Source organism: Maribacter hydrothermalis (assembly GCF_001913155.1).
GTDB classification, from domain to species: domain Bacteria; phylum Bacteroidota; class Bacteroidia; order Flavobacteriales; family Flavobacteriaceae; genus Maribacter; species Maribacter hydrothermalis.
The window spans coordinates 46,187-67,258 of sequence record NZ_CP018760.1; the positions used below are offsets into that span (position 1 = coordinate 46,187).

The 21,072-nt window shown below is 33.3% G+C and carries 20 protein-coding genes and 1 riboswitch; of the genes, 11 read left to right on the forward strand and 9 right to left on the reverse strand.

Translation table 11 applies throughout. From position 1 onward, the window contains the following. The first annotated feature begins 100 nt into the window (after positions 1 to 100). A complete protein-coding gene (gene purB / locus BTR34_RS00255) occupies positions 101 to 1,444 on the forward strand; it encodes an adenylosuccinate lyase (protein ID WP_068484577.1) in 1,344 nt (447 codons plus the stop codon). Positions 1,445 to 1,570: 126 nt separating this feature from the next. After that, positions 1,571 to 2,452, forward strand: a complete 882-nt coding sequence (locus tag BTR34_RS00260) for a mechanosensitive ion channel family protein (RefSeq protein WP_068484576.1) — start codon at positions 1,571 to 1,573, stop codon at positions 2,450 to 2,452. A 63-nt stretch (positions 2,453 to 2,515) separates the two neighbouring features. On the opposite strand, the gene BTR34_RS00265 is transcribed toward BTR34_RS00260, so the two are convergent. From BTR34_RS00265 to BTR34_RS00290, 6 genes are all read right to left on the reverse strand, one after another. Further along, a complete protein-coding gene (locus BTR34_RS00265) occupies positions 2,516 to 3,325 on the reverse strand; it encodes a mechanosensitive ion channel family protein (RefSeq protein ID WP_068484575.1) in 810 nt (269 codons plus the stop codon). A gap of 163 nt (positions 3,326 to 3,488) precedes the next feature. Beyond that, a complete protein-coding gene (locus BTR34_RS00270) occupies positions 3,489 to 4,028 on the reverse strand; it encodes a DUF4252 domain-containing protein (RefSeq protein ID WP_068484574.1) in 540 nt (179 codons plus the stop codon). A gap of 62 nt (positions 4,029 to 4,090) precedes the next feature. Then, the gene (locus BTR34_RS00275; protein ID WP_068484573.1) at positions 4,091 to 4,633 is read right to left on the reverse strand and encodes a DUF4252 domain-containing protein; all 543 of its coding nucleotides are present in this window, start codon (positions 4,631 to 4,633) and stop codon (positions 4,091 to 4,093) included. Between the two features lie 111 nt (positions 4,634 to 4,744). Continuing rightward, complete coding sequence (locus tag BTR34_RS00280) at positions 4,745 to 5,299, reverse strand: DUF4252 domain-containing protein (RefSeq protein ID WP_068484572.1); 555 nt, start codon at positions 5,297 to 5,299, stop codon at positions 4,745 to 4,747. A gap of 5 nt (positions 5,300 to 5,304) precedes the next feature. Beyond that, positions 5,305 to 5,739, reverse strand: coding sequence for a hypothetical protein (locus tag BTR34_RS00285; protein WP_068484571.1), 435 nt, complete (start codon positions 5,737 to 5,739; stop codon positions 5,305 to 5,307). Then, a complete protein-coding gene (locus BTR34_RS00290) occupies positions 5,726 to 6,235 on the reverse strand; it encodes an RNA polymerase sigma factor (protein WP_068484570.1) in 510 nt (169 codons plus the stop codon). The genes BTR34_RS00285 and BTR34_RS00290 overlap by 14 nt, the downstream gene beginning before the upstream one ends. A gap of 224 nt (positions 6,236 to 6,459) precedes the next feature. Here BTR34_RS00290 and BTR34_RS00295 point away from each other — a divergent pair, with 224 nt between their 5' ends. Both BTR34_RS00295 and BTR34_RS00300 read left to right on the forward strand, forming a co-directional pair. Further along, complete coding sequence (locus BTR34_RS00295; protein WP_068484569.1) at positions 6,460 to 7,983, forward strand: S41 family peptidase; 1,524 nt, start codon at positions 6,460 to 6,462, stop codon at positions 7,981 to 7,983. 27 nt (positions 7,984 to 8,010) lie between these two features. Beyond that, positions 8,011 to 9,480, forward strand: a complete 1,470-nt coding sequence (locus BTR34_RS00300) for a S41 family peptidase (protein ID WP_068484568.1) — start codon at positions 8,011 to 8,013, stop codon at positions 9,478 to 9,480. A 55-nt stretch (positions 9,481 to 9,535) separates the two neighbouring features. Here the strand turns inward: BTR34_RS00300 and BTR34_RS00305 are convergent, their stop codons facing one another. Further along, positions 9,536 to 11,407, reverse strand: a complete 1,872-nt coding sequence (locus BTR34_RS00305; protein WP_068484567.1) for a TonB-dependent receptor plug domain-containing protein — start codon at positions 11,405 to 11,407, stop codon at positions 9,536 to 9,538. A gap of 71 nt (positions 11,408 to 11,478) precedes the next feature. Beyond that, a riboswitch (cobalamin riboswitch) is annotated at positions 11,479 to 11,738 on the reverse strand. Between the two features lie 69 nt (positions 11,739 to 11,807). Here BTR34_RS00305 and BTR34_RS00310 point away from each other — a divergent pair. From BTR34_RS00310 to BTR34_RS00335, 6 genes are all read left to right on the forward strand, one after another. Then, positions 11,808 to 12,956 (forward strand): ABC transporter substrate-binding protein, encoded by a 1,149-nt coding sequence (locus tag BTR34_RS00310; RefSeq protein ID WP_068484566.1) that lies wholly within the window; start codon positions 11,808 to 11,810, stop codon positions 12,954 to 12,956. After that, positions 12,957 to 13,988 carry a FecCD family ABC transporter permease gene (locus BTR34_RS00315; RefSeq protein ID WP_082960159.1) on the forward strand — a complete coding sequence of 344 codons (1,032 nt, stop codon included), beginning with the start codon at positions 12,957 to 12,959 and terminating at the stop codon, positions 13,986 to 13,988. A 96-nt stretch (positions 13,989 to 14,084) separates the two neighbouring features. After that, the gene (locus BTR34_RS00320; RefSeq protein ID WP_317043895.1) at positions 14,085 to 14,786 is read left to right on the forward strand and encodes an ABC transporter ATP-binding protein; all 702 of its coding nucleotides are present in this window, start codon (positions 14,085 to 14,087) and stop codon (positions 14,784 to 14,786) included. Positions 14,787 to 14,897: 111 nt separating this feature from the next. Beyond that, positions 14,898 to 16,247 (forward strand): DNA recombination protein RmuC, encoded by a 1,350-nt coding sequence (rmuC, locus tag BTR34_RS00325; protein ID WP_068484564.1) that lies wholly within the window; start codon positions 14,898 to 14,900, stop codon positions 16,245 to 16,247. A gap of 28 nt (positions 16,248 to 16,275) precedes the next feature. Further along, positions 16,276 to 16,641 carry a 6-phosphogluconate dehydrogenase gene (locus BTR34_RS00330; protein WP_068484563.1) on the forward strand — a complete coding sequence of 122 codons (366 nt, stop codon included), beginning with the start codon at positions 16,276 to 16,278 and terminating at the stop codon, positions 16,639 to 16,641. Between the two features lie 18 nt (positions 16,642 to 16,659). Continuing rightward, entirely contained in the window at positions 16,660 to 17,205 is a 546-nt protein-coding gene (locus tag BTR34_RS00335) for an acyl-CoA thioesterase (protein ID WP_068484562.1), read from the forward strand. Here the strand turns inward: BTR34_RS00335 and pgl are convergent. Both pgl and zwf read right to left on the reverse strand, forming a co-directional pair. Continuing rightward, on the reverse strand, positions 17,186 to 17,911 hold the full coding sequence (gene pgl / locus BTR34_RS00340) for a 6-phosphogluconolactonase (protein WP_068484561.1): 726 nt from the start codon (positions 17,909 to 17,911) through the stop codon (positions 17,186 to 17,188). The two genes, BTR34_RS00335 and pgl, sit on opposite strands and share 20 nt — an antisense overlap. Positions 17,912 to 17,947: 36 nt before the next feature. Then, on the reverse strand, positions 17,948 to 19,480 hold the full coding sequence (zwf, locus tag BTR34_RS00345; RefSeq protein ID WP_068484560.1) for a glucose-6-phosphate dehydrogenase: 1,533 nt from the start codon (positions 19,478 to 19,480) through the stop codon (positions 17,948 to 17,950). Between the two features lie 182 nt (positions 19,481 to 19,662). On the opposite strand from zwf, the gene gndA reads away from it, so the two are divergent. After that, positions 19,663 to 21,063 carry an NADP-dependent phosphogluconate dehydrogenase gene (gene gndA, locus BTR34_RS00350; RefSeq protein ID WP_068484559.1) on the forward strand — a complete coding sequence of 467 codons (1,401 nt, stop codon included), beginning with the start codon at positions 19,663 to 19,665 and terminating at the stop codon, positions 21,061 to 21,063. The last annotated feature ends 9 nt before the right edge of the window (positions 21,064 to 21,072 follow it).

Sequence of the window (21,072 nt, forward strand, 5' to 3'; positions counted from 1 at the left end):
TGAACTAAATTTTAAAATTTGACTATAACTAATGGCCTATAGAGTTTTAAACTATGGAACGAATAGGTATATTTGCCCCTTATTAATTTAACCATTAGTTATGTCTCTTAACGCATTAAATGCCATTTCACCAATTGACGGCCGTTATAGTTCAAAAACCAATTCTTTATCTCCTTTTTTCTCGGAAGAAGCCTTAATAAAATATAGAGTTAGAGTTGAAATAGAGTATTTTATTGCTTTATGTGAAATTCCTTTACCGCAATTATCGAAATTTGATAACTCAAAGTTTGATACACTTCGTAAAATCTACACTGAATTTTCTACAGCTGACGCTCAAGAAATTAAACAGATTGAAAAAGTTACCAATCACGACGTAAAGGCTGTTGAATATTTTATAAAAAAAGCCTTTGATTCTTTAGGCTTGTCAGAATTTAAAGAATTCATTCATTTTGGATTAACTTCTCAAGACATTAACAATACTGCAATTCCGCTTTCTATTAAAGAGGCTATGAATGACGTATACGTGCCTCAATATTTTGAGTTATTAGAAAAACTAGATGTACTTACTTTAGAATGGGCAGATATACCAATGTTAGCAAGAACACATGGACAACCTGCATCTCCTACACGTTTGGGAAAAGAAATATTGGTGTATGTAGTGCGCTTAAAAGAACAATTTAATTTATTAAACGATATTCCTAGTGCTGCAAAATTTGGTGGAGCAACTGGTAATTTTAATGCGCATTTAGTAGCTTATCCTTCTATTGATTGGAGAGCGTTTGGACAAAATTTTGTTCAAGAAAAATTAGGACTTCAACATTCGTTTCCAACAACGCAAATTGAGCATTATGACCATTTGGCCGCTTTATTTGATGGACTTAAGCGTATAAATACAATTATCCTGGATTTAGACCGCGATTTTTGGACTTATGTTTCAATGGATTATTTTAAACAAAAAATAAAAGCAGGTGAAGTTGGTTCATCGGCAATGCCGCATAAAGTAAACCCTATTGATTTTGAAAACTCTGAAGGTAACCTAGGTATTGCTAATGCAATTTTTGAACACCTTTCCGCTAAATTACCGGTATCCAGACTTCAACGCGATTTAACAGATAGTACGGTCCTTAGAAACGTTGGCGTGCCATTTGCCCATACAATTATCGCTATTCAATCCACTTTAAAAGGATTGAACAAATTACTCCTTAACAAAGAAAAATTTGAACAAGATTTAGAGAACAACTGGGCCGTTGTGGCAGAGGCGATTCAAACTATATTGAGACGTGAAAACTACCCTAACCCCTATGAAGCTTTAAAAGGGTTAACCCGTACTAATGAGAAAATAAATAAAGATTCTATTGCTAACTTTATTGATACTTTAGAAGTTTCCGACGCTATAAAAAATGAATTAAAGCAAATTTCTCCTAGCAATTATACTGGTATTTAAGCCGGTTTTAATGCATTAAAATTTTTCTTTAGTCCATATACTTTATAACGCCTATTTAGGGCGATATAAATTTTAGATTGTGGCTCACATCCTATATATTACCCATGAACACAAAACTAAAATTGTATGCAAACAAATTTCTCAGTTGAAGAATCAGTAAATAATTTATGGGATAAATTAGATGGTTGGTTAGAATCTATCATCTTAAAACTACCAAATTTTGCTATGGCAATTTTGGTAATGGTTCTATTTTATTTTTTGGCAAGAGGAATAAGGAAATTACTTAAAAAAACTATTCTCAGAAAAATATCTCAAGTATCTATTCAAGAGATAATTGCTAAAGTTGTATTCGTTAGTATTATTTTGATTGGATTTTTTATTGCCTTAGGAGTTTTAGATTTAGATAAAGTATTAACAAGTATACTAGCTGGTGCAGGTGTTGTTGGTCTGGCAATTGGTTTAGCGCTACAAGGAACGCTTAGCAATACATTTGGTGGACTAATTCTTTCTTTTATGCCACAGCTAAAAATCAATGATTTTATTACGGCAGATGGCGTATCTGGATTCGTCACTGAAATTAGTCTACGAAACATAATTATTAAAAAACCAGATAATAATATAGTGGTTATTCCTAACTCTAAATTTATAGATGGTTCTTTTACAAATTATTCCATGAATGACAGAAATAGAATTTTTGTAAATTGTGGTGTTGGTTATGAAAGTGACCTACAAATGGTAGAAGATTTAACTTTGAAAATAATTGGAGAGAGTTTTGAACAGAAAAATGATGAGACCGTAGAATTCTTTTTTACAGAGTTTGGCGATAGCTCTATCAACTTTATGGTTCGTTTTTGGACAGATTGTGTTAATGTTAAACAAGAACATGCCGCAAGACACAAAGCCATTAAAATAATTAAGAAACATTTTGATGAACGCGACATCAACATTCCGTTCCCAATTAGGACATTGGATTTTGGAAAAAATAATTTACAAATTGTAAAAGAATAATATATAGAATCAAAAAAAAGCCTGTAGAAGATGTTCTACAGGCTTTTACTTATAAAGACCCTTTTACTTATTTATTTGTACTTCGTGCGGGTATGGAATTTCAATACCTGCTTTATCTAAGGCTTCTTTTGTACCTTCAATTGTTGCAAAGTATACATCCCAATAATCCTCTGGCTTACAATAAGGACGTACTGCAAGGTTTACAGAACTATCTGCTAATTCAGACACATTTACCGAAGGTGCGGGATCCTTTAATACTTTAGGGTTTGCAACCAACATAGCCAATAAAGCTTCTTTAGTTTTCTGAAGATTTGAACCATAATCCACGCCTACTGTAGTATCAACTCTCATTTTACCTTCTGCAGTATAATTAATTATGTTCCCATTAGCCATAGCACCATTAGGTACAATCGCCAATTTATTTTGCGGTGTTATTAATTTGGTAGTAAAAATCTCAATTTCTTTAACGCTTCCAAGTACTCCCTGAGCTTCAACTAAGTCTCCTATTCTATAAGGCTTGAATATCATGAGTAACACACCTCCTGCAAAATTAGAAAGGGAACCTTGTAGAGCAAGTCCTATAGCCAAACCAGCCGCGGCTATCAATGCTGCAAAGCTCGTAGTTTCTACACCTAACGCAGATATAACGGTGATAATTAAAAAGATAGTTAACGCCCATTTAACTAAGCTTAATAAAAATTTCTTTAATGATTCGTCATAGTTTTGAGTAGACATACCCTTTCTTACTAAACGAATTAACTTCTTAATTATCCAAGAACCTATTATATAAATTAAAATTGCACCCAAAATTTTGGGCCCAAATACCATTATAAAATCAATTCCCTTGTCAATCCATACGTGTGCGTTTTCCATTTTATTAGTTTTGTTTTAGGTTGTTATATAATTGTTTTCATTTATGTGACACAATATTTTTCAAAAGGTCACATAACAATAGGCGTAAATATCAATTTAATGCAAAGAAAAAGCCTATTACATTTATGTAATAGGCTGGCATTCAAATAATTTATAAAACTATTTAACCTTTAATAAAATTTTCAAGTTGTTCTAGTCCTTTTCCATTAAAATCAGATTTTTCCATTGCTTGAATTAATTGAACAAAACTAGCAGGGTTCATATCATCACCCAAAACACGGACTAGAATTAGTCCTTTTTCATCATTATCACCATAAATAACAATTTCATCTATCGTATCATCATCTCCTTTAATTTTAATTGTTGCTTTGCCAAAAGAAGTATTCATTTTCATAAGTTCACTAAAATCCGCACCTTTTAAAATAGATTTAATAGCTGCTTTTTGTATTTCATAATCGGCATTATTACTTTCTTTTTTTTGAAAAGCTAGAATATTTAATTTTTTAAGTGATGATACTGCTACTTTTTCCGATTCACTTAAATCCGACTTTTCTAAATTCAAAAGACTTGATGGCAAGTCAAATGACATGAAATTTGGGTTTTCAGCATTTGCAATATAGTACTGTTGTAAACTTTGTTCTGACGAACAAGACGTTACTATAAAACCAATTAGTAACGTAACAATTAAATATATTCTTTTCATAATAGCACTTTTAAATTAATAAAGGGCCTAACCTTTTAGTGGAAGACCCTTTTTAAATAGTTTTACTTACCTGATGCTTTATTTAAATCTTTGGGCAAATCCATTTTATTGGTTAATGATCCTATTTTATTTAAATCAATATCGCCTGTTAAACTAACTAAAACTGTTTCTAGCTTTCTTCCATTTTTTCCAATGTCAACATTATCAAGTCCTGAAACAAACATTAGTAGCTCTGTGACATGATCTTTTTTTGCACCATCCTTAACATAAAACTTAACATTTACATCTTTGTCTTTTACGCGCATTAGTTCTTCTAGTTTAGAAGATTTAAGATATTTCTTGACTGTGGCCGACATATCTGCAGAAACTGATGCATCTTCGGTCATAAAAACTTTTACATTTTTTAGTCCGCTTGCCACTTCCATAAATTCCTTGGCTTCAGCATCATCGCTCATACCTCCTAATTTAGAAACTAAATCGATCATACCTTTATTAACGATTACAGAACCTACATTATCCATATTCTCATATTTGTCAAATACAGATTGTGAAAAACCCAAAGCGGGTAAAATTGCCATTAAAAATACTACTGCTACTTTTTTCATGATTGTTGTTTTTAGTACTTCTACACGTAATTGAGTAAAAGTGATTGATTAATTGATTGATGAACTCTTTTTATATAAACTATGTACTAAGAAATAATCTTCTAACTACCTTTAATTCCCTTTTTTAGATGCTTTACCTAATTGGTCACCTCCTGGTAAATCCATTTTATCAGTCAACTTGGATACTGAACGTAAATTAATATCACCGGTCAACGACAATAGAACCGTTTCTAGCTTTTTACCATTAATATCTATGTCCATATCCTTCATACCGGTCACAAACATTAATAATTCTTTTACATGGTCGCTATCTTTACCTTCTTTTACATAAAATTTGACATTTGAACCACCGTCTCTAACTCTCATTAACTCTTCAAACGATGAGCTTTTTAGACGATTTGTTACCCAACTATCTACATCTTTAGAAATAGCTGCATCATCTGTGGTAATTACTTTAAAACTGGTGATTGAGTTAACAAGTTCAAAAAACTCCTTTGCTTCTGGATCATCTGAGCTTACACTCATTTTACCTAACATTTGAAACATTTTAGGCTGCATAGCAACAAATGTTACCTTGTCATTATCCTCGTATTTATCGAAAATATCCTGTGCTCTTGAAATAATTGGAGCCAAAACTAACATGGTTAATAGTAGTATCTTTTTCATTGTATTTATTTTTTTGTTAAAAATTTATTTGTTGTTTTTTCAAATTCCTCTAAATGGTATAGTTGTTCTGTACCTTTGTTAAAATTCATTGCTAATAAGGCAAAAGCCTCTTTTGCAGATTCAATTTCCTCTTGTGTATACTCATCTGCCAAAGTAACAGGGGCCGGTGTTGGTTGATAAAAGTATAATCCTACCGTAAAGATTGCTATCGCAGCAACAGAAACCCATTTCATATAATTAATACCAGGTTTTAAAGGGACTGACTTTGTAAAGCGTTCTTCTTTTGCTTTTGCGAAATAATTAAATAAAGGTGCATGTTGCTCTAAATGAGGTGCAATGTCGTCCTTTGAGAAGTATTCCCTTAAAGTCTCCTCTTCAGCAACCGTAGTGGTCGCTTCAAAATATTTTTCAACTAATTGTTCTATTTTATGCAATTCCATAATTATGCTTTTCCATTAATTTTTCCCTTACGGTTTTACGTGCTCTGGATAAAGCTACCCGTATGGCTGTAGGTTTCATATCCAATAATTTTTCTATCTCTTCGTATTCGTATTGTTCTACATCTCGCAGTTGCAACACCATTTTTTGTTGTTCTGGTAGTTCATCCATAATTCTTTCTACCCAACTTATACTATCCTTTGCTTCTAACTCTCCTTGCAATGAAGTACTAGAATCGGTATAATTACTATGTACCAATTTTAAATTACCAGCTTGTTTAGATTTTAATCTGTCCAAACAAAAGTTCTTTGTCATCGTCATTGCAAATGCCTCTACATTATTATAAGAATCCATTTTATTCTTCTTAGACCATAATTTTATTAAAATTTCTTGAGTTGCATCTTCTGCTTCCTCTGTCGAAACCAATAACCTTTTGGCCATGCGAAACAGCTTATCTTTAAAAGGCATTACAATAGTTAAAAATTCTGTCTGTTTCATTTTGGTTTGGCTGTTTATAAGCTTGCTAACAGGCCTACAAAAAGAAGACGAAGTTGAATGATTTTTGTTACAAATAATTTTAAATTTATCTTATCTAAGAAACTTTAACATCTTTATACAAATTATATACGTATCTAGAATAGCCCATATTTTATCTATCTTAATAAACTTTCTGAAAGTCGGAATGCTTTTTGATAAAATCAAATTAATATTTTAAAAAAACTATGAAAAAAATTTTCTTATCCCTCCTTTTTATTGGCGCCATGGTAATTTCTTGTAATAAAAATGATGATGACCCCATTATTGACGAAGAAGTAATTGAAACACTAGAAGAAGTTACCCCAGATGAAGTAGATATTGAGGTTCAAAACTTTTTTTGGCAAACATTGAATACGTATTATTTTTGGCAAGGCGATGTTCCAGATCTATCCGATGATAAGTTCGATACCCAAACTGCTTATGAGCAGTATTTAACCGACAATCCTATTCCTATAGATTTTCTAGAAAACAAATTACTCTTCTCTGAAGATAGGTTTACGTTCTACGATGAAGACTATACCCAATTAGTTAATAACTCCGCAGGGGTATCAAAAAGTAATGGTCTACAATTTGGACTTTCCTTAATTGGAAATACCGATGATGTTTTTGGGTATGTGGAATACATAGTTAAAAATTCTGATGCATCAACTAAAGATATTATAAGGGGTGATGTTTTTATTGGAGTAAACGGAACAAGATTAAATAGAACTAATTATATAGACCTTCTTTTTGGCGATAATGATACATATACACTTAATATGGCAGAAATAGTAGATAATACTATTAGTCCTATTGACAAAAATATAACATTAACTAAAGTAGAAAATTTACAAGAAGACCCAATTTTAGTAACAAATGTAATTACATCTGGTGACCGTAAAATTGGCTATTTAATGTATAATCAATTTGTTGCTGGATCAGAAGATGCTCTAAATACCGTATTCGCGGATTTTATTGCTCAAGGAGTAACCGATTTAGTTTTAGATTTAAGATATAACTTAGGCGGTAGAGGTACTACAGCTACAGTTTTGGCAAGTTTAATTCACGGTACAAATACCAACAACTTGCTATTTAGAACCATTTACAACGCTAAATTACAAGCCATTTTTGATAGTAGTGATACAGATAACTTTTTTGTGAATACTACAGGCTCTGCAAATGGAGGCACAAATGCAGCTTTAAACACATTAAACCTTAGTAAGGTATATATATTAGCAACGGGCGGTTCTGCTTCGGCAAGTGAATTGGTTATGGTTGGTTTGGAACCATATATGGATGTTGTACATATAGGTACAACTACAGTTGGTAAAAATCAAGGTTCAATTTTATTTGTTGATGATCCAGATGGCGGTAATGTTTATGATGAAACAAGAATTGACAATATAAACCCAAATGTACAGTGGGGGCTACAGCCAATTATTAGTAGAGTTGAAAATAGCGCTGGTTTTTCTGATTATGCTGATGGCCTAATTCCAGATATTGAACTTGATGAAGATATCACCAATTTAGGTATTCTCGGGGATGCAAATGAACCAATGTTAGCTAGGGCAATTCAAGAAATTACAGGTGTTGGTGCTAAAAGAAGTTTTGAAGTTGTTATGCCAGCAAATGTTATGTCGAGTTCTAAACTTAATAATCCTAGAAATGCTACATTACTTTTAAATAATAGCGTTCCTACCTCTAAATTTTCCCTTATTCAAAAGAAATAAATTCTTAACATATCAGTTTCTGTATTTATGAAGAAGATTTTAGTAATGCTTTTTATAACAGCTATTTATTCCTGTTCTAAAGATGAAGATTTATCGCTAACTAAAACAGTAGACCCAGACGGTTCTGCAGACGTTGAAGTACAAGATTTTATGTGGAAGGCCATGAATTTTTGGTATTTCTGGCAAGAAAATGTAGATGATTTAGCCGATGACAGATGGGAAAACACTGAAACTGGCAGAGCGGCGTATACAGCTTTCTTGGATTCCGACGATAGTCCAGCAGATTTTTTTACCAATAAGCTTCAATATATTGAAGATAGATTTAGTTTCTTTAATGCAGACTACCGTGAACTAACCAATTCGTTAGCCGGTATCTCAAAAAGTAATGGATTAGAATTTGGACTGGTACGTTTTCAAGACAGCGATGAACTATTTGGTTTTGTACGATACATTGTACCAAATTCAAATGCATCGGATGCGGACATTCAACGAGGCGATTTATTTACTGGTGTTGACGGCCAAACATTATCATTAAGTAATTATGAATCATTACTTTTTGGAACAAATGAAACGTACACATTAAACATGGCCGAATTTAGTAATGGAAGTGTGGTTCCAAATGAAATTGAAGTTACATTAACTAAAGAGGAGGCATTAGCTGAAAATCCTATATTAATCTCTAAATCTTTTGAAATTGGAGGTGAAAACATTGGGTATATCATGTACAATCAGTTTACCAATGAATATGATGATGATCTGTTTGCCGCTATTGAAGCCTTAAAGACTGCAGGTATTACCAATTTAGTGATGGACTTACGCTACAATCCTGGCGGTTCTGTAAACACAACCAGACTATTAGCAAGTATGATTTATGGTACAAATACTTCAGATGTTTTCTTGAGAAAAAAATATAATAACAAACTTCAAGAACAATTTAGTGATAGCCAACTTGAAGTATATTTTACAGATAAGGTTAATGGCAAAACCATAAACTCATTAGGCTTTTCAAAGTTATATGTTTTAACATCGTCTAGTTCCGCATCTGCAAGCGAGCTATTAATAAACAGTTTAGAACCATATTTGGATGTTATACAAATTGGTGATGTTACCAGAGGAAAAAATGAATTTTCTACAACTTTGGTAGATGATCGTGAAAATTCCTATTTGTATACTCCGGGTAGAGTTAATAAAATTAACCCAAAAAACCTTTGGGCTATTCAACCACTTATCGGTAGAAATGAAAATGCAGAAGGCTTTTCTGATTTTACTAGCGGTTTACAGCCAGATATTCTTCTTAAAGAAGATTACGGTAACCTTGGTATTTTAGGTGACCAAAATGAGCCGTTATTGGCAAAAGCTATAGAGGCCATTACAGGCCAAACGGGTAAAAGAGATTTTACAGTTAAATATCCTATCAACATCATAAGCAGTTCTAAAGAGAACAGCCTAATGAGCGATAAAATGATAGATGACACTGTTTATGATTTGGAGTTCTAAAACATATCTAAGCAGAAAAAAATAAGGACAGCTAATTGGCTGTCCTTATTTTTTATTATAAATTTAATCTAAATCCCAATCGAACATTTCGTCCTTTAGTGGTATATGAAACCAACTCTGTATATTTTTCATTTAAAATATTATCTACTGATAAAAACCCTGATAGGTTATTGTAAAAATTATGCTTTAATTGTAAATTGAACAAACTGAAATTGTCTAATGTTACATCTGAAAAAGTGGCGAAATCCGTATCCGTTCTATCTGATACATATTGATAAGATAGCCCAACAAATGTCTTCTCTTTAATGTCATAACCTAAAGTGGCATTTATTTTATTTTTGGGTACCCTTAAAGCCAAGCCTTCCTTAGAATTCGTATAAGTGTAGTTAGCGCTAAAAATAAGCTCCTTAGCTATTTCAGAATTTAAACCTACTTCTACCCCATTAAAATAAGCCGTTTCTGCTGAATTTCTATATTGACTCTCAAATGTATTAGGGTCAATTGTTACATATTCTATTCGGTCATCTTCTTTCCTATTAAAGTAAATAGCGTTAAAAGTAAGTGCATCCGACACTTTAAATTCCAATCCACCTTCTAAAGTGGTGTCCTCTTCTGGTTCTAAATCTGAATTTGCTCCAAAAGGTCCATATAATTGAGACAAGTTAGGCGCAATGTAAGAAGTTGCATAACTACCCATAAACTTTAAATATCCATCGTTAATACTAATTCTATAAGACGGATTTATGTTATATATGAAGTTAGAACCGTATTCACTGTGGTTGTTTAAGCGCACTCCTGCATTTATATTAATTCCCTGTTCACCTACATATACAGCATTTAAATAGGGGTCAACTGTATTAGAATTGTATTGTTCAAAAAATAAAGTTTTACTGTCAATATAGTTCACACCAATTATGGTGTGTATTTTATTTGTAAAAGTGTATTTATTAAATACATCTAATATATAGGATTGTGAATCATACGTTGCTGGAAAACTAGATTCAAATGCTCGTGTAATCTGATTAAAAGCCGTATTTATTGCAATACTTCCATTTTCATACGTATAAACAGAACTTAGTCCAAAACGCGACTGCTCACTTGTAAAATTAAAATCTGCATCTTCAATTGGGAAGCCATTGTCGTAATCACTATTTAATTTATTATAGAATGCCGATGCTTTTACATTAAAACGATCTGTAAATTGATAACCTACTTTAAAGTTACCGTCTATTCTAGAATATAGATCGGATTCTGTTCCTATTGCTGCCGATAATCCATCTGTGAATTGATGCCCTCCAGATGCTAAAACACTTATATTTCCGTCCTTTGCTGTCAAATTAACCGTATTCGAAATATCAGAAATATTATAATTTTGATCAGCTTCCGTTTGGTTGGTTCCAAAACTTGAAATAACATCAAGTGCAAGACCTTCTTTATTAGCTTTTTTCGTGATAATATTTATAACCGCCGTTGCTGCCGAATTTCCGTAAAGCGTACTTGCTGCACCTTTTAAAATTTCAATACTTTCAATTTGTGCCGCATTCAATAATCTTAAATCGTACTCGGCACTTGTACTAGAAGGATCTGATACTTGAATACCATCTATAACAACTAAAACTTGACGATTGTTTCCTCCTCTTACATAAGTGGAAAGGTTTTGACCGGCATAACTTCTGGTCCCGTTAATTTCAATTCCGCTTTTGGTATTGATAATTTCAACAACAGAACGCCCCTGATTTTGCTCTAATTCTTTTTGAGAAATGGTAATTACGGTCTTACCCGAGTTTTCGCGCTTTAATTCAAATCTAGTATCACTTACAACAACTTCATTTAATTGTAGTGTTCTTGTTGAATCTTGCTCTTGTTGTGCTCCTACTTTTGCACACAATAATACCGTGACCGCTGGCCACAAAAAATAATTTTTCATTCGTTTAAATTCATAAACGGGAGCGTAGTATGTCTGTACCCATACGCAAACCTTTATCCCGAAAGTTTAACATTGTTCGTTTGAATAAGGCAGGTCTCCTGACTTGTTTAATGCTATTTTGCCTTCCCATGTATTCTGAACCGGTTCAGGTTAACATAGTGGCTTTGAAGAAAATAACATCTTCATAAAATGAAGTTTCAAACAAAAAATATTCGCCAATAGCTTTTGTTGAAATAAACTTACAGTTGCGGGAACAGTTCCAGATTTTCACTGGATTCCCTTTTAATCTCATCACATATAAGTAATGAAAACCAAAATTCACGGCGAAAGTAAACATTTAGTTTAATCTTTCTTAGTAAACTTTTATAATACTACTTTTGAAAAACAGATATAAATTAAAATGCTTAAACACCAAATTGTTTTAATTCTTGTACTTTTTTTATGGGGATGTAAGAATGAGAAAGAAAACTCCATATCCACAAAAACACCAACTCAAAATACAGAAGTAACCTATGCCAAAGGTTTTTCCGTAGAGAAACAAGCTTCCGGAATCACTTTAATTAAAGTATTAAAACCTTGGGTCAATTCAGAAAAAACATTCACCTACGCCTTAATCCCAAAAGAAATTCTTGCTACAATAACTTTAAACAAAAATGAATACGACGAAATTATTTCTACACCATTAGAAAACATGGTGGTTACGTCAACAACGCATATCCCTGCTTTAGAAGAATTAGGTATTTTGGACAAACTTATTGGCTTTCCCGATACCAAATACATTTCTTCTAAGGCAGCAAGAAATTTAATCGACTCTGGGAAGATAAAAGAATTAGGCGTTAATGAAAATTTAAATACCGAGGCTGTTTTAGCTTTACAACCTGACCTTGTTTTTGGTTTTGCTATAAACAATAGTAACAACACTTATGAAACTATACAACGCGCTAAAATCCCGGTGGTATATAATGGCGATTGGGTGGAAGAAACTCCTTTAGGCAAGGCAGAATGGATTAAATTCTTCGCTCTATTTTTTAATAAAACCGAACAAGCTAATGCTATATTTACTAGAATAGAAAAATCGTACTTAGAAGCTAAAAAAATAGCTTCTAAAGCAACGTATAGACCAACTGTACTGTGTGGCGCTCTTTATAAAGATGTGTGGTATTTACCTGGTGGCAAAAGTTGGGCGGCAAATTTTCTACAAGATGCCAATTCAAATTACCTTTGGAACACCACTGACGAAAATGGAAGTTTATCCTTGAGCTGGGAGAGTGTTCTTGATGTTGGGCAACATGCCGATTATTGGATAGGTCCTGCACAATATTTATCTTACCAAGAAATGAAATCTGCAAGTCAGCATTATTCCCAGTTTAATGCTTTTCAAAGCAAAAAAATATTCACTACCGCAAACACAATAGGTGAAACTGGTGGCACACTATACTATGAATTGGCACCACAAAGACCAGACCTTGTACTAAAAGATTTAATTCATATTTTGCACCCAGGATTACTTCCTAACTATGAACCTTTCTTTTTTAAACCTTTGCTTTAGTTGTCAAATATATCTACTTATAGCTTTCATTTTTTAGCACTACTGGTAGTATTGCTCATATGCTTTATATTTAATTTAAGCTTAGGTTCTGTTAGTATTTCTTTTGTAGATACCCTAAATGTATTAGTTGGTTCGACAGCTGATGATTCTTCCACCTCTTATATTATTTGGCAATACCGATTCCCAAAAGCTATCACTGCTATAATGGTGGGTAGCGGACTCTCGTTAAGTGGATTGTTAATGCAGACTTTGTTCAGAAACCCATTAGCAGGACCCTATGTTTTGGGTATAAGTTCCGGTGCCAGTTTAGGAGCAGCACTTTTAATTATGGGATCTTCATTATTCTCAGGTTTTTTTGGCTTTTCAGCTTTTAACAATATCTCCCTGGCCATAATATCTAGCCTTGGTAGTTTTTTAGTGTTATCATTAGTTCTAGTTGTGGCGGCAAAAGTAAAAGATACAATGGCACTTTTAATTATAGGCCTTATGTTTGGGAGTATTACAGCTGCTATTGTAAGTGTATTGTCCTATTTTACTAAAGCAGAAAAATTGCAACACTATATTTTTTGGTCATTTGGTAGCCTGGGTAATTTATCTTGGGTACAATTACTAATTGTCGCCATTTGTACCATGGTGGGTTTATTTCTCAGTATCATATCCATTAAGCCTTTGAACGCTTTTTTATTAGGGGAAAACTATGCCAAAAGTTTAGGTATTAGTTTAAAAAAATCGCGGTACATCATCATAATTGCTACAGGGTTACTAGCTGGATCTATAACTGCCTTTGCCGGTCCTATTGCCTTTGTAGGCTTAGCCGTACCCCATATAACCAAACAGTTATTACACACGACCGACCATAAAATTCAAATTCCCGCGGTACTTTTCTGTGGAGCAATCCTAATGTTGATCTGCGATACAATAGCTCAACTACCAGGTTCCGTAAGTGTTTTACCAATTAATGCCATCACTAGTATTTTTGGTGCTCCATTAGTAATTTGGCTGTTGGTTAGAAAAAGAAAAATGATATTTTAATATAAAACAAAAGTCATCAGTAACAGCAAATTAAATAGCATCTTACAGGTAACCGACCTATCTATTGGGTACGATGATAATATTATTGCTTCTTCTATTACTTTCGAATTAAAGAAAGGGGAACTTGCCGCTATTGTTGGTATCAATGGAATAGGAAAATCTACATTGTTACGCACCTTAGGTAATTTTCAACCAAAAATTTCAGGTTCCGTTAAAATTGAAGGAAAAGATTTAAAAGCATATAATGAACTGCAAATAGCATCTAAAATAAGCGTCGTTCTTACGGAAGCTATTGCTTCAAAAAACTTATCGGTTTATGAGCTATTGGCTTTGGGCAGACAACCTTACACTAATTGGTTAGGTAAATTGGCTGATGAAGATATTTCCATTATTAACAATAGTATTAACCTTTTAAAATTAGAACCTTTCTTAGACAAAAAATGTTTTCAGTTGAGTGACGGTCAATTACAGCGGGTACTTATTGCCAGAGCATTAATTCAAGATACCGATGTTATTTTGCTAGACGAACCTACTACTCATTTAGATTTATACCATAAAGTTCAAATTTTGAAACTTTTAAAATCTATTGCGCATGAAACAAATAAGACTATATTGTTTACAAGTCACGAAATTGATCTTGCTATCCAATTATGTGATAAAATACTGATTTTAGATGGTTTAAACAATGTATTTAACGAACCAACAAAGCTTATAGAAAATAAAAATTTTGATACCCTCTTCCCTACTGATATGATTTTTTTTGACACAAACACCAGTTCTTTCAAGATTAAGAAATAGAAATTTAAATATTTATCAAAATTTAATTAAGGGATGTTAATTAAAACATACCGCCTCATTTAATCTTTACTCTGCAAACAAGTATCTTTACTAGATTACACTAGCGTACCAATGAACGAAATTTATATATACCTTGTCATCGGAATCCTTTGTCTTGCCATCGGATATTTTTTGGGTAACTATATTCAGCTTCTAAAAACTAAATCTCGTCAAAGCACTTTAGAAGAACGAGAGCAGCAAATGCTTAATAACCTTTCTGTATTTCAGGATAGATTAAAAGAGAGCGAAAAACAAAAATCACATTTGCAGTCTGAAAAGGAACACCTTGGTAATCAAATTGTACGTTATCAGGCAGATTTAGAAAATTTACAGCAAAAAAATAGAGATCAAAAAGATGAAGTAGAAAAGCTTCAGGAGAAATTCACTAAGGAGTTTGAAAATCTTGCCAATAAAATATTGGAAGAAAAGAGTTTAAAATTCACCGAGCGCAATGAGAAGAATATCCAAAATATTCTTACGCCATTAAATGAAAAAATACTTCTTTTTGAAAGGAAGGTAGAAGAAAGTCAGAAAGAAAATATAAGTATACATTCCGCTTTAAAAGAACAGTTACTAAATCTGCAAACCCAAAACATTAAAATTACCCAAGAAGCGGAGAACTTGACCAAAGCCTTAAAAGGTGATAGTAAAATGCAAGGTAACTGGGGCGAGCTGGTTTTGGAGCGTGTATTAGAAAAATCTGGTTTAGAGAAAGACCGAGAATACATAGTTCAGCAAAGTTTTACACGTGCAGATGGTAGCCGAGTTTTACCAGATGTCATAATCAACCTCCCAGATGGTAAAAAAATGGTGGTAGATTCTAAAGTATCCTTAACAGATTACGAGCGTTATGTAAATACTGAAGATGAACTTAGAGATAAGTTTTTAAAAGACCATATTAACTCTCTTAGAAGACACGTAGACCAATTATCTGCCAAGAAATACGAAGATTTGTATGAAATGGAGAGTCCGGATTTTGTTTTAATGTTCGTACCCATAGAACCTGCTTTTGCAATTGCCATAAATCAAGATAGCTCCTTATACAACAAAGCTTTTGAACAAAATATTATTATAGTAACTCCTTCAACACTTCTTGCTACCTTACGTACCATTGATAGTATGTGGAATAATGAAAAACAACAACGCAATGCTATTGAGATTGCTAGACAAGCTGGTGCGCTTTATGATAAATTTGAAGGCTTTGTAAGCGATTTAATGAAAGTGGGTAAAAAAATGGACGAAGCTAAAGGAGAATACCGTGGTGCCATGAACAAGTTGGTTGATGGTCGTGGTAATATTATTAATAGCATTGAAAAATTAAAAAAGATGGGTGCGAAAGCTAAGAAATCTATTCCCGAATCACTTATAAACAGAGCGATAGAAGATGACGATTTCGAAGAAGAACTTAAATTAAAACTATAAGTATCCTAAGAACTATATTTAAACACAAATGAAAAAAATTTTATCCCTAATTGTTGTTGGCTTTATTGCTATTGGAGCTATTTATTATGCCTTTATTTACTTTGTGACATTTAGTGAAGGAGTGCGCTCTGGAGAACTAATAAAAATAAGCCATAAAGGAGTACTTGTAAAAACTTGGGAAGGCGAAATAAGCCAAGGTATTTCCGGTGCCCAAATATTCTCATTTTCAGTTTTAGATAAAGACCAAGAGGTCATTGACAAACTTCAGGAATACCAAGGGCAATACGTAAAGGTTAATTATGTAGAACGCTATACTACCTTCTTTTGGCTTGGCGACACTAAATATTTTATCACGAACGTACAGGCCGAAAAATCTCCCCATTTCCGAAATTAAAAAATAAGCAGCAATTCTATGGAAAAGTTTAAAAGCGTAAGAGAATCAAGAGTATCAATAACCGAGTTAATGCTTCCCTCCCATTCTAATTTTGGCGGAAAAGTTCATGGAGGCCACATATTAAGTTTAATGGACCAAATAGCATTTGCATGTGCTTCTAAGCATTCACAGCAATACTGTGTAACAGCATCGGTTAATCGCGTAAATTTCTTAAACCCTATTGAAGTTGGTGAATTGGTGACCTTAAAAGCAAGTATAAACTATACAGGAAAAACCTCTATGGTTGTGGGTGTACGTGTAGAATCTGAAAATATAACATCGGGCACAAGAAAGCACTGTAATTCTTCTTACTTTACTATGGTAGCAAAAGGTAAAGATGGTAAAAACGTACAAATACCTGGCTTAATTGTATCTGATGACCAAGGGGTTCGTAGATTTGCACGTAGTAAATACAGAAAAATAGAAGCTCAGCAAAGAGATACTAAATTTGAATCTAAAACTTTTGTTTCTAAAGATTATATTAAAGAATTAGAAAACGAAAATATTAAGATTGAAATGAAGTAAGTAGCTTTGCAGCGGCAGCATCTAAAAACCAGACCAAGTCTTTTGTTTTGGGTGCTACGTGACTTGCAGGAAATTCTAAATAACCTTCTTCCCTATCCACTATTATCTTTACTTTTTCTGCCTTGCTTTCACCAGTGACTAAGAAGACAACTGTTTTTGCATTATTTATCATCCTTCCTGTTAGTGAAACTCGTTTTTGACCAGATTCTGGATGAATAGCTACTTCACAATTATCTGGTGAAACCCACAAATTAATTTCATGTGGGAATATTGATGCTGTATGCCCGTCATCACCCATTCCTAAAATAACCATATCAAACTGCGGTAAGCCCAGTTCTTTTGGTAATTCAGTTTCTAAAACTTCACTATAACGTTCAGCTTCAGATTTTGGGTCATTTTCTCCTTTTATACGGTGTATGTTTTCTTTAGGAATAGCAACTTTAGAAATTAAATGCTCCTTAGTCATTCTATAATTGCTTTGTTCATCTTCAGGATCAACACAACGTTCATCTCCCCAATATAAATGAATAGCATTCCAATCTATAGCATCAGCAAACTCTTCTGCTAAAACATCAAATACTATTTTAGGTGTACTACCGCCAGATAACGCAATATGATAGGTTTTTTTATTCGCTGATTTCTCAATTAAAAACTTTGAAAACTCTTCAGCAACTTTTACTTTAGTTTGAAATACTTTTACTTCCATTTTAACTTATAATTTGAACAACTTTAATTTAATTGACTAACAGATAACACAATACCCAGGATCATCTGCTAAATTTTCACTTGGATTACGCCATTCGCTAACCCCATCAAATAAATCGTTCGCATTTTCCGGACCCCACACTCCTGCAGAGTATCCGTACATTTTTACATTTTTGCCATTTTTCCAATAATCTAAAATAGGATCTACAAAAGCCCAAGCAGCCTCTACTTCATCAGCTCTTGCATACAAAGTTGCATCGCCCTGCATTGCATCAAGCAGCAACCTTTCATAAGCTTCCATTACATGCGTTTCTGTTAAGCTAGAATAGTAGAAATCCATATTCGCACGCTCTACTTCAAAACCTTGCCCTGGAACTTTCACACCAAATTTTATTAAGATACCTTCATCTGGTTGAATACGAATAATTAATTTATTATCCTTATTATTTATACCCGACTCTTTAAAAATTTGATGATGTGGCGTTTTAAAATGAATTACTACTTCAGTCACCTTTGTAGGCATACGCTTAGCCGTTCTAACATAAAATGGAACATCTGCCCAACGCCAATTATCTACAAAAAACTTAATGGCGGCAAATGTTTCGGTTGTAGAATTTTTATCAACTCCTTCCTCTTCACGATAACCCTTTACTTCTTTACCATCTATTTTAGAAGCCACATATTGTGCTCTTATAGTATTTTCATAAAGTGTTTTTTCATCAGTCATTATCTTTAAAGACTTTAACGCCTTTAACTTTTCATTCCTTATTTCTTCGGCATCTGCACTCAAAGGCGGCTCCATTACTATTAAAGCAACTATCTGTAATAAATGGCTCTGAAACATATCTCGTAAGGCACCGGATTTATCGTAATATCCACCTCTTTTCTCAACGCCAACACTTTCTGCATTAGTAATTTCCACGTGATGTATATAATTCCTATTCCATAGGGGTTCAAAAATACTATTTGCAAAACGTGTAACCAATAAATTCTGTACCGTTTCCTTACCTAAATAATGATCTATTCTAAATATCTGGTTTTCCTTAAAATATGTATGTAGACCGTCATTAAGTTCCTTTGCAGAGTTTAGGCTATAACCAAATGGCTTTTCTACAATAATCCTTCTCCAACCTACAGATTCATCATTTAATCCTTGGTCAGATAAATTTTTAGCAATTGGTTCGTAAAGACTAGGGGGCGTAGATAAATAAAAAATATGATTGCCATTAGTGCCATATTTTTGATCTAAGTCTGATATACGCTTCTCTAAACGTTCATAAGAGGTATCATAATCAGAACCTAAATCTTCATAAAATAGCTTGTCCGCAAATTTTTGAATAAAAGCTTGGTCGTGCTCTTTTCGTTCATCTTCTAAATAAGGACTCTCTAAAACAACTTTATTTCTAAAGTTTAAATCTCCAAAATCGCTTCTACTTACTCCTAAAACAACAAAATTGTCCGGTAAATCGCCCCCTTTATATAAATTGAATATTGCAGGAATCAATTTTCTTGCGGTTAAATCTCCAGATGCCCCGAAAATAATAAGCATTTGATTTTCTGTTTTCTTCATAAACCCCTTCTATTCTTTATTCCTCAAATATCCTAAAAAGAAAGCCATTACGCTCATTCTTTACAATAGAATTTAGAAATTAAGTCATTATTTTAAATTATTTTTGATATGGCATAGGTCCACAAAATTAATTAAAAATAAGGTGCGACTTTAATGTGTTCTAATTTTAAAACGTTGAATTTATGTATGATTTTGGTTTGATTGGTCTTGGGGTAATGGGACAAAATTTTATTCTTAATGTAGCTGATAATGGTTTTACCGCTTTTGGATATGATTTAGATGGGGAAAAAGTAAATTCATTGAAAGAACTTGGAGGAGATTTAGAAAAAGTAAATGCTTCTAGTAACATAAAAACGTTCGTAAAAAATTTAAAACAGCCGCGAAAAATAATGCTTTTAGTACCTGCCGGTAAAATAGTGGATTCCGTAATAGACTCTTTGCTTCCGCATATTGATAAAGGAGATATTATTATTGATGGAGGAAATTCTTTCTTCACGGACACGGACAGAAGAGAGGCTGAATTACAAAATAGAGCTATTAACTTTTTTGGCGCTGGCGTTTCTGGAGGTGCAAAAGGTGCCCGTAGAGGCCCAAGTATTATGCCTGGCGGTTCAAAATCTGCTTATGAGCATATTAAACCAATTTTTGAAGCGGTTTCTGCCAAATATAAAGGTGAACCATGTGTTGCTTATTTAGGTCCCAAATCTGCCGGTAATTATGTAAAAATGGTTCACAATGGTATTGAATACGGATTGATGCAGCTGACTTCTGAAATTTATGATGTTCTTAAAAAAGGCGGAGAATATAGTAATGATGATCTGCACAACACTTTTTCTAACTGGAACGCTGGTAGATTACAATCGTTTTTAGTTGAAATAACTTCTGAAATATTTGAGCAAGAAGACGAATTGGCAAAAGGGCGTTTGGTAGATCAAATATTAGATAAAGCAAAACAAAAAGGAACAGGAAAATGGACTAGCCAAAATGCAATGGACTTAGGAATACCCGTACCATCTATAGATATTGCAGTTAGCATGCGTGAACTTTCTGCCTTAAAAGATGAAAGAGTAAAAGCAGATGCGCTTTACGATAGGCCTGCTGTTGCTCATATGGATAAAAAGAAACTAGAAGAACTTTCCGAAAAGGCACTTTATTTCTCTTTTATTATTACCTACGCGCAAGGTTTGCACCAATTGGCAGATGCTTCTAAAGAATATGGTTATGATTTGGATATTTCCGTAATTGCCAAAATATGGAGAGCAGGTTGTATTATTCGTGCTGGTCTATTAGCTGATATTACGGAAGCTTTTAAGACTGAACCTACCTTGCCGAACCTTTTACTTTCACCAAATTTTGTAAATAAAATAAAGGAAACTGTAGGTGCCGCAAGAGAACTAGTTGCTTTTGGAGTAATAAACGGAATTCCATTACCTGGCTTATCTAATTCACTTACTTATTTTGATGCATACACTTCTAGCAAATTGCCATTGAATTTAATACAAGCGCAACGGGACTATTTTGGCTCGCACACTTATGAAAGATTAGATCGCGATGGTATATTCCATACGGAATGGGAGAAATAAAATATAAGA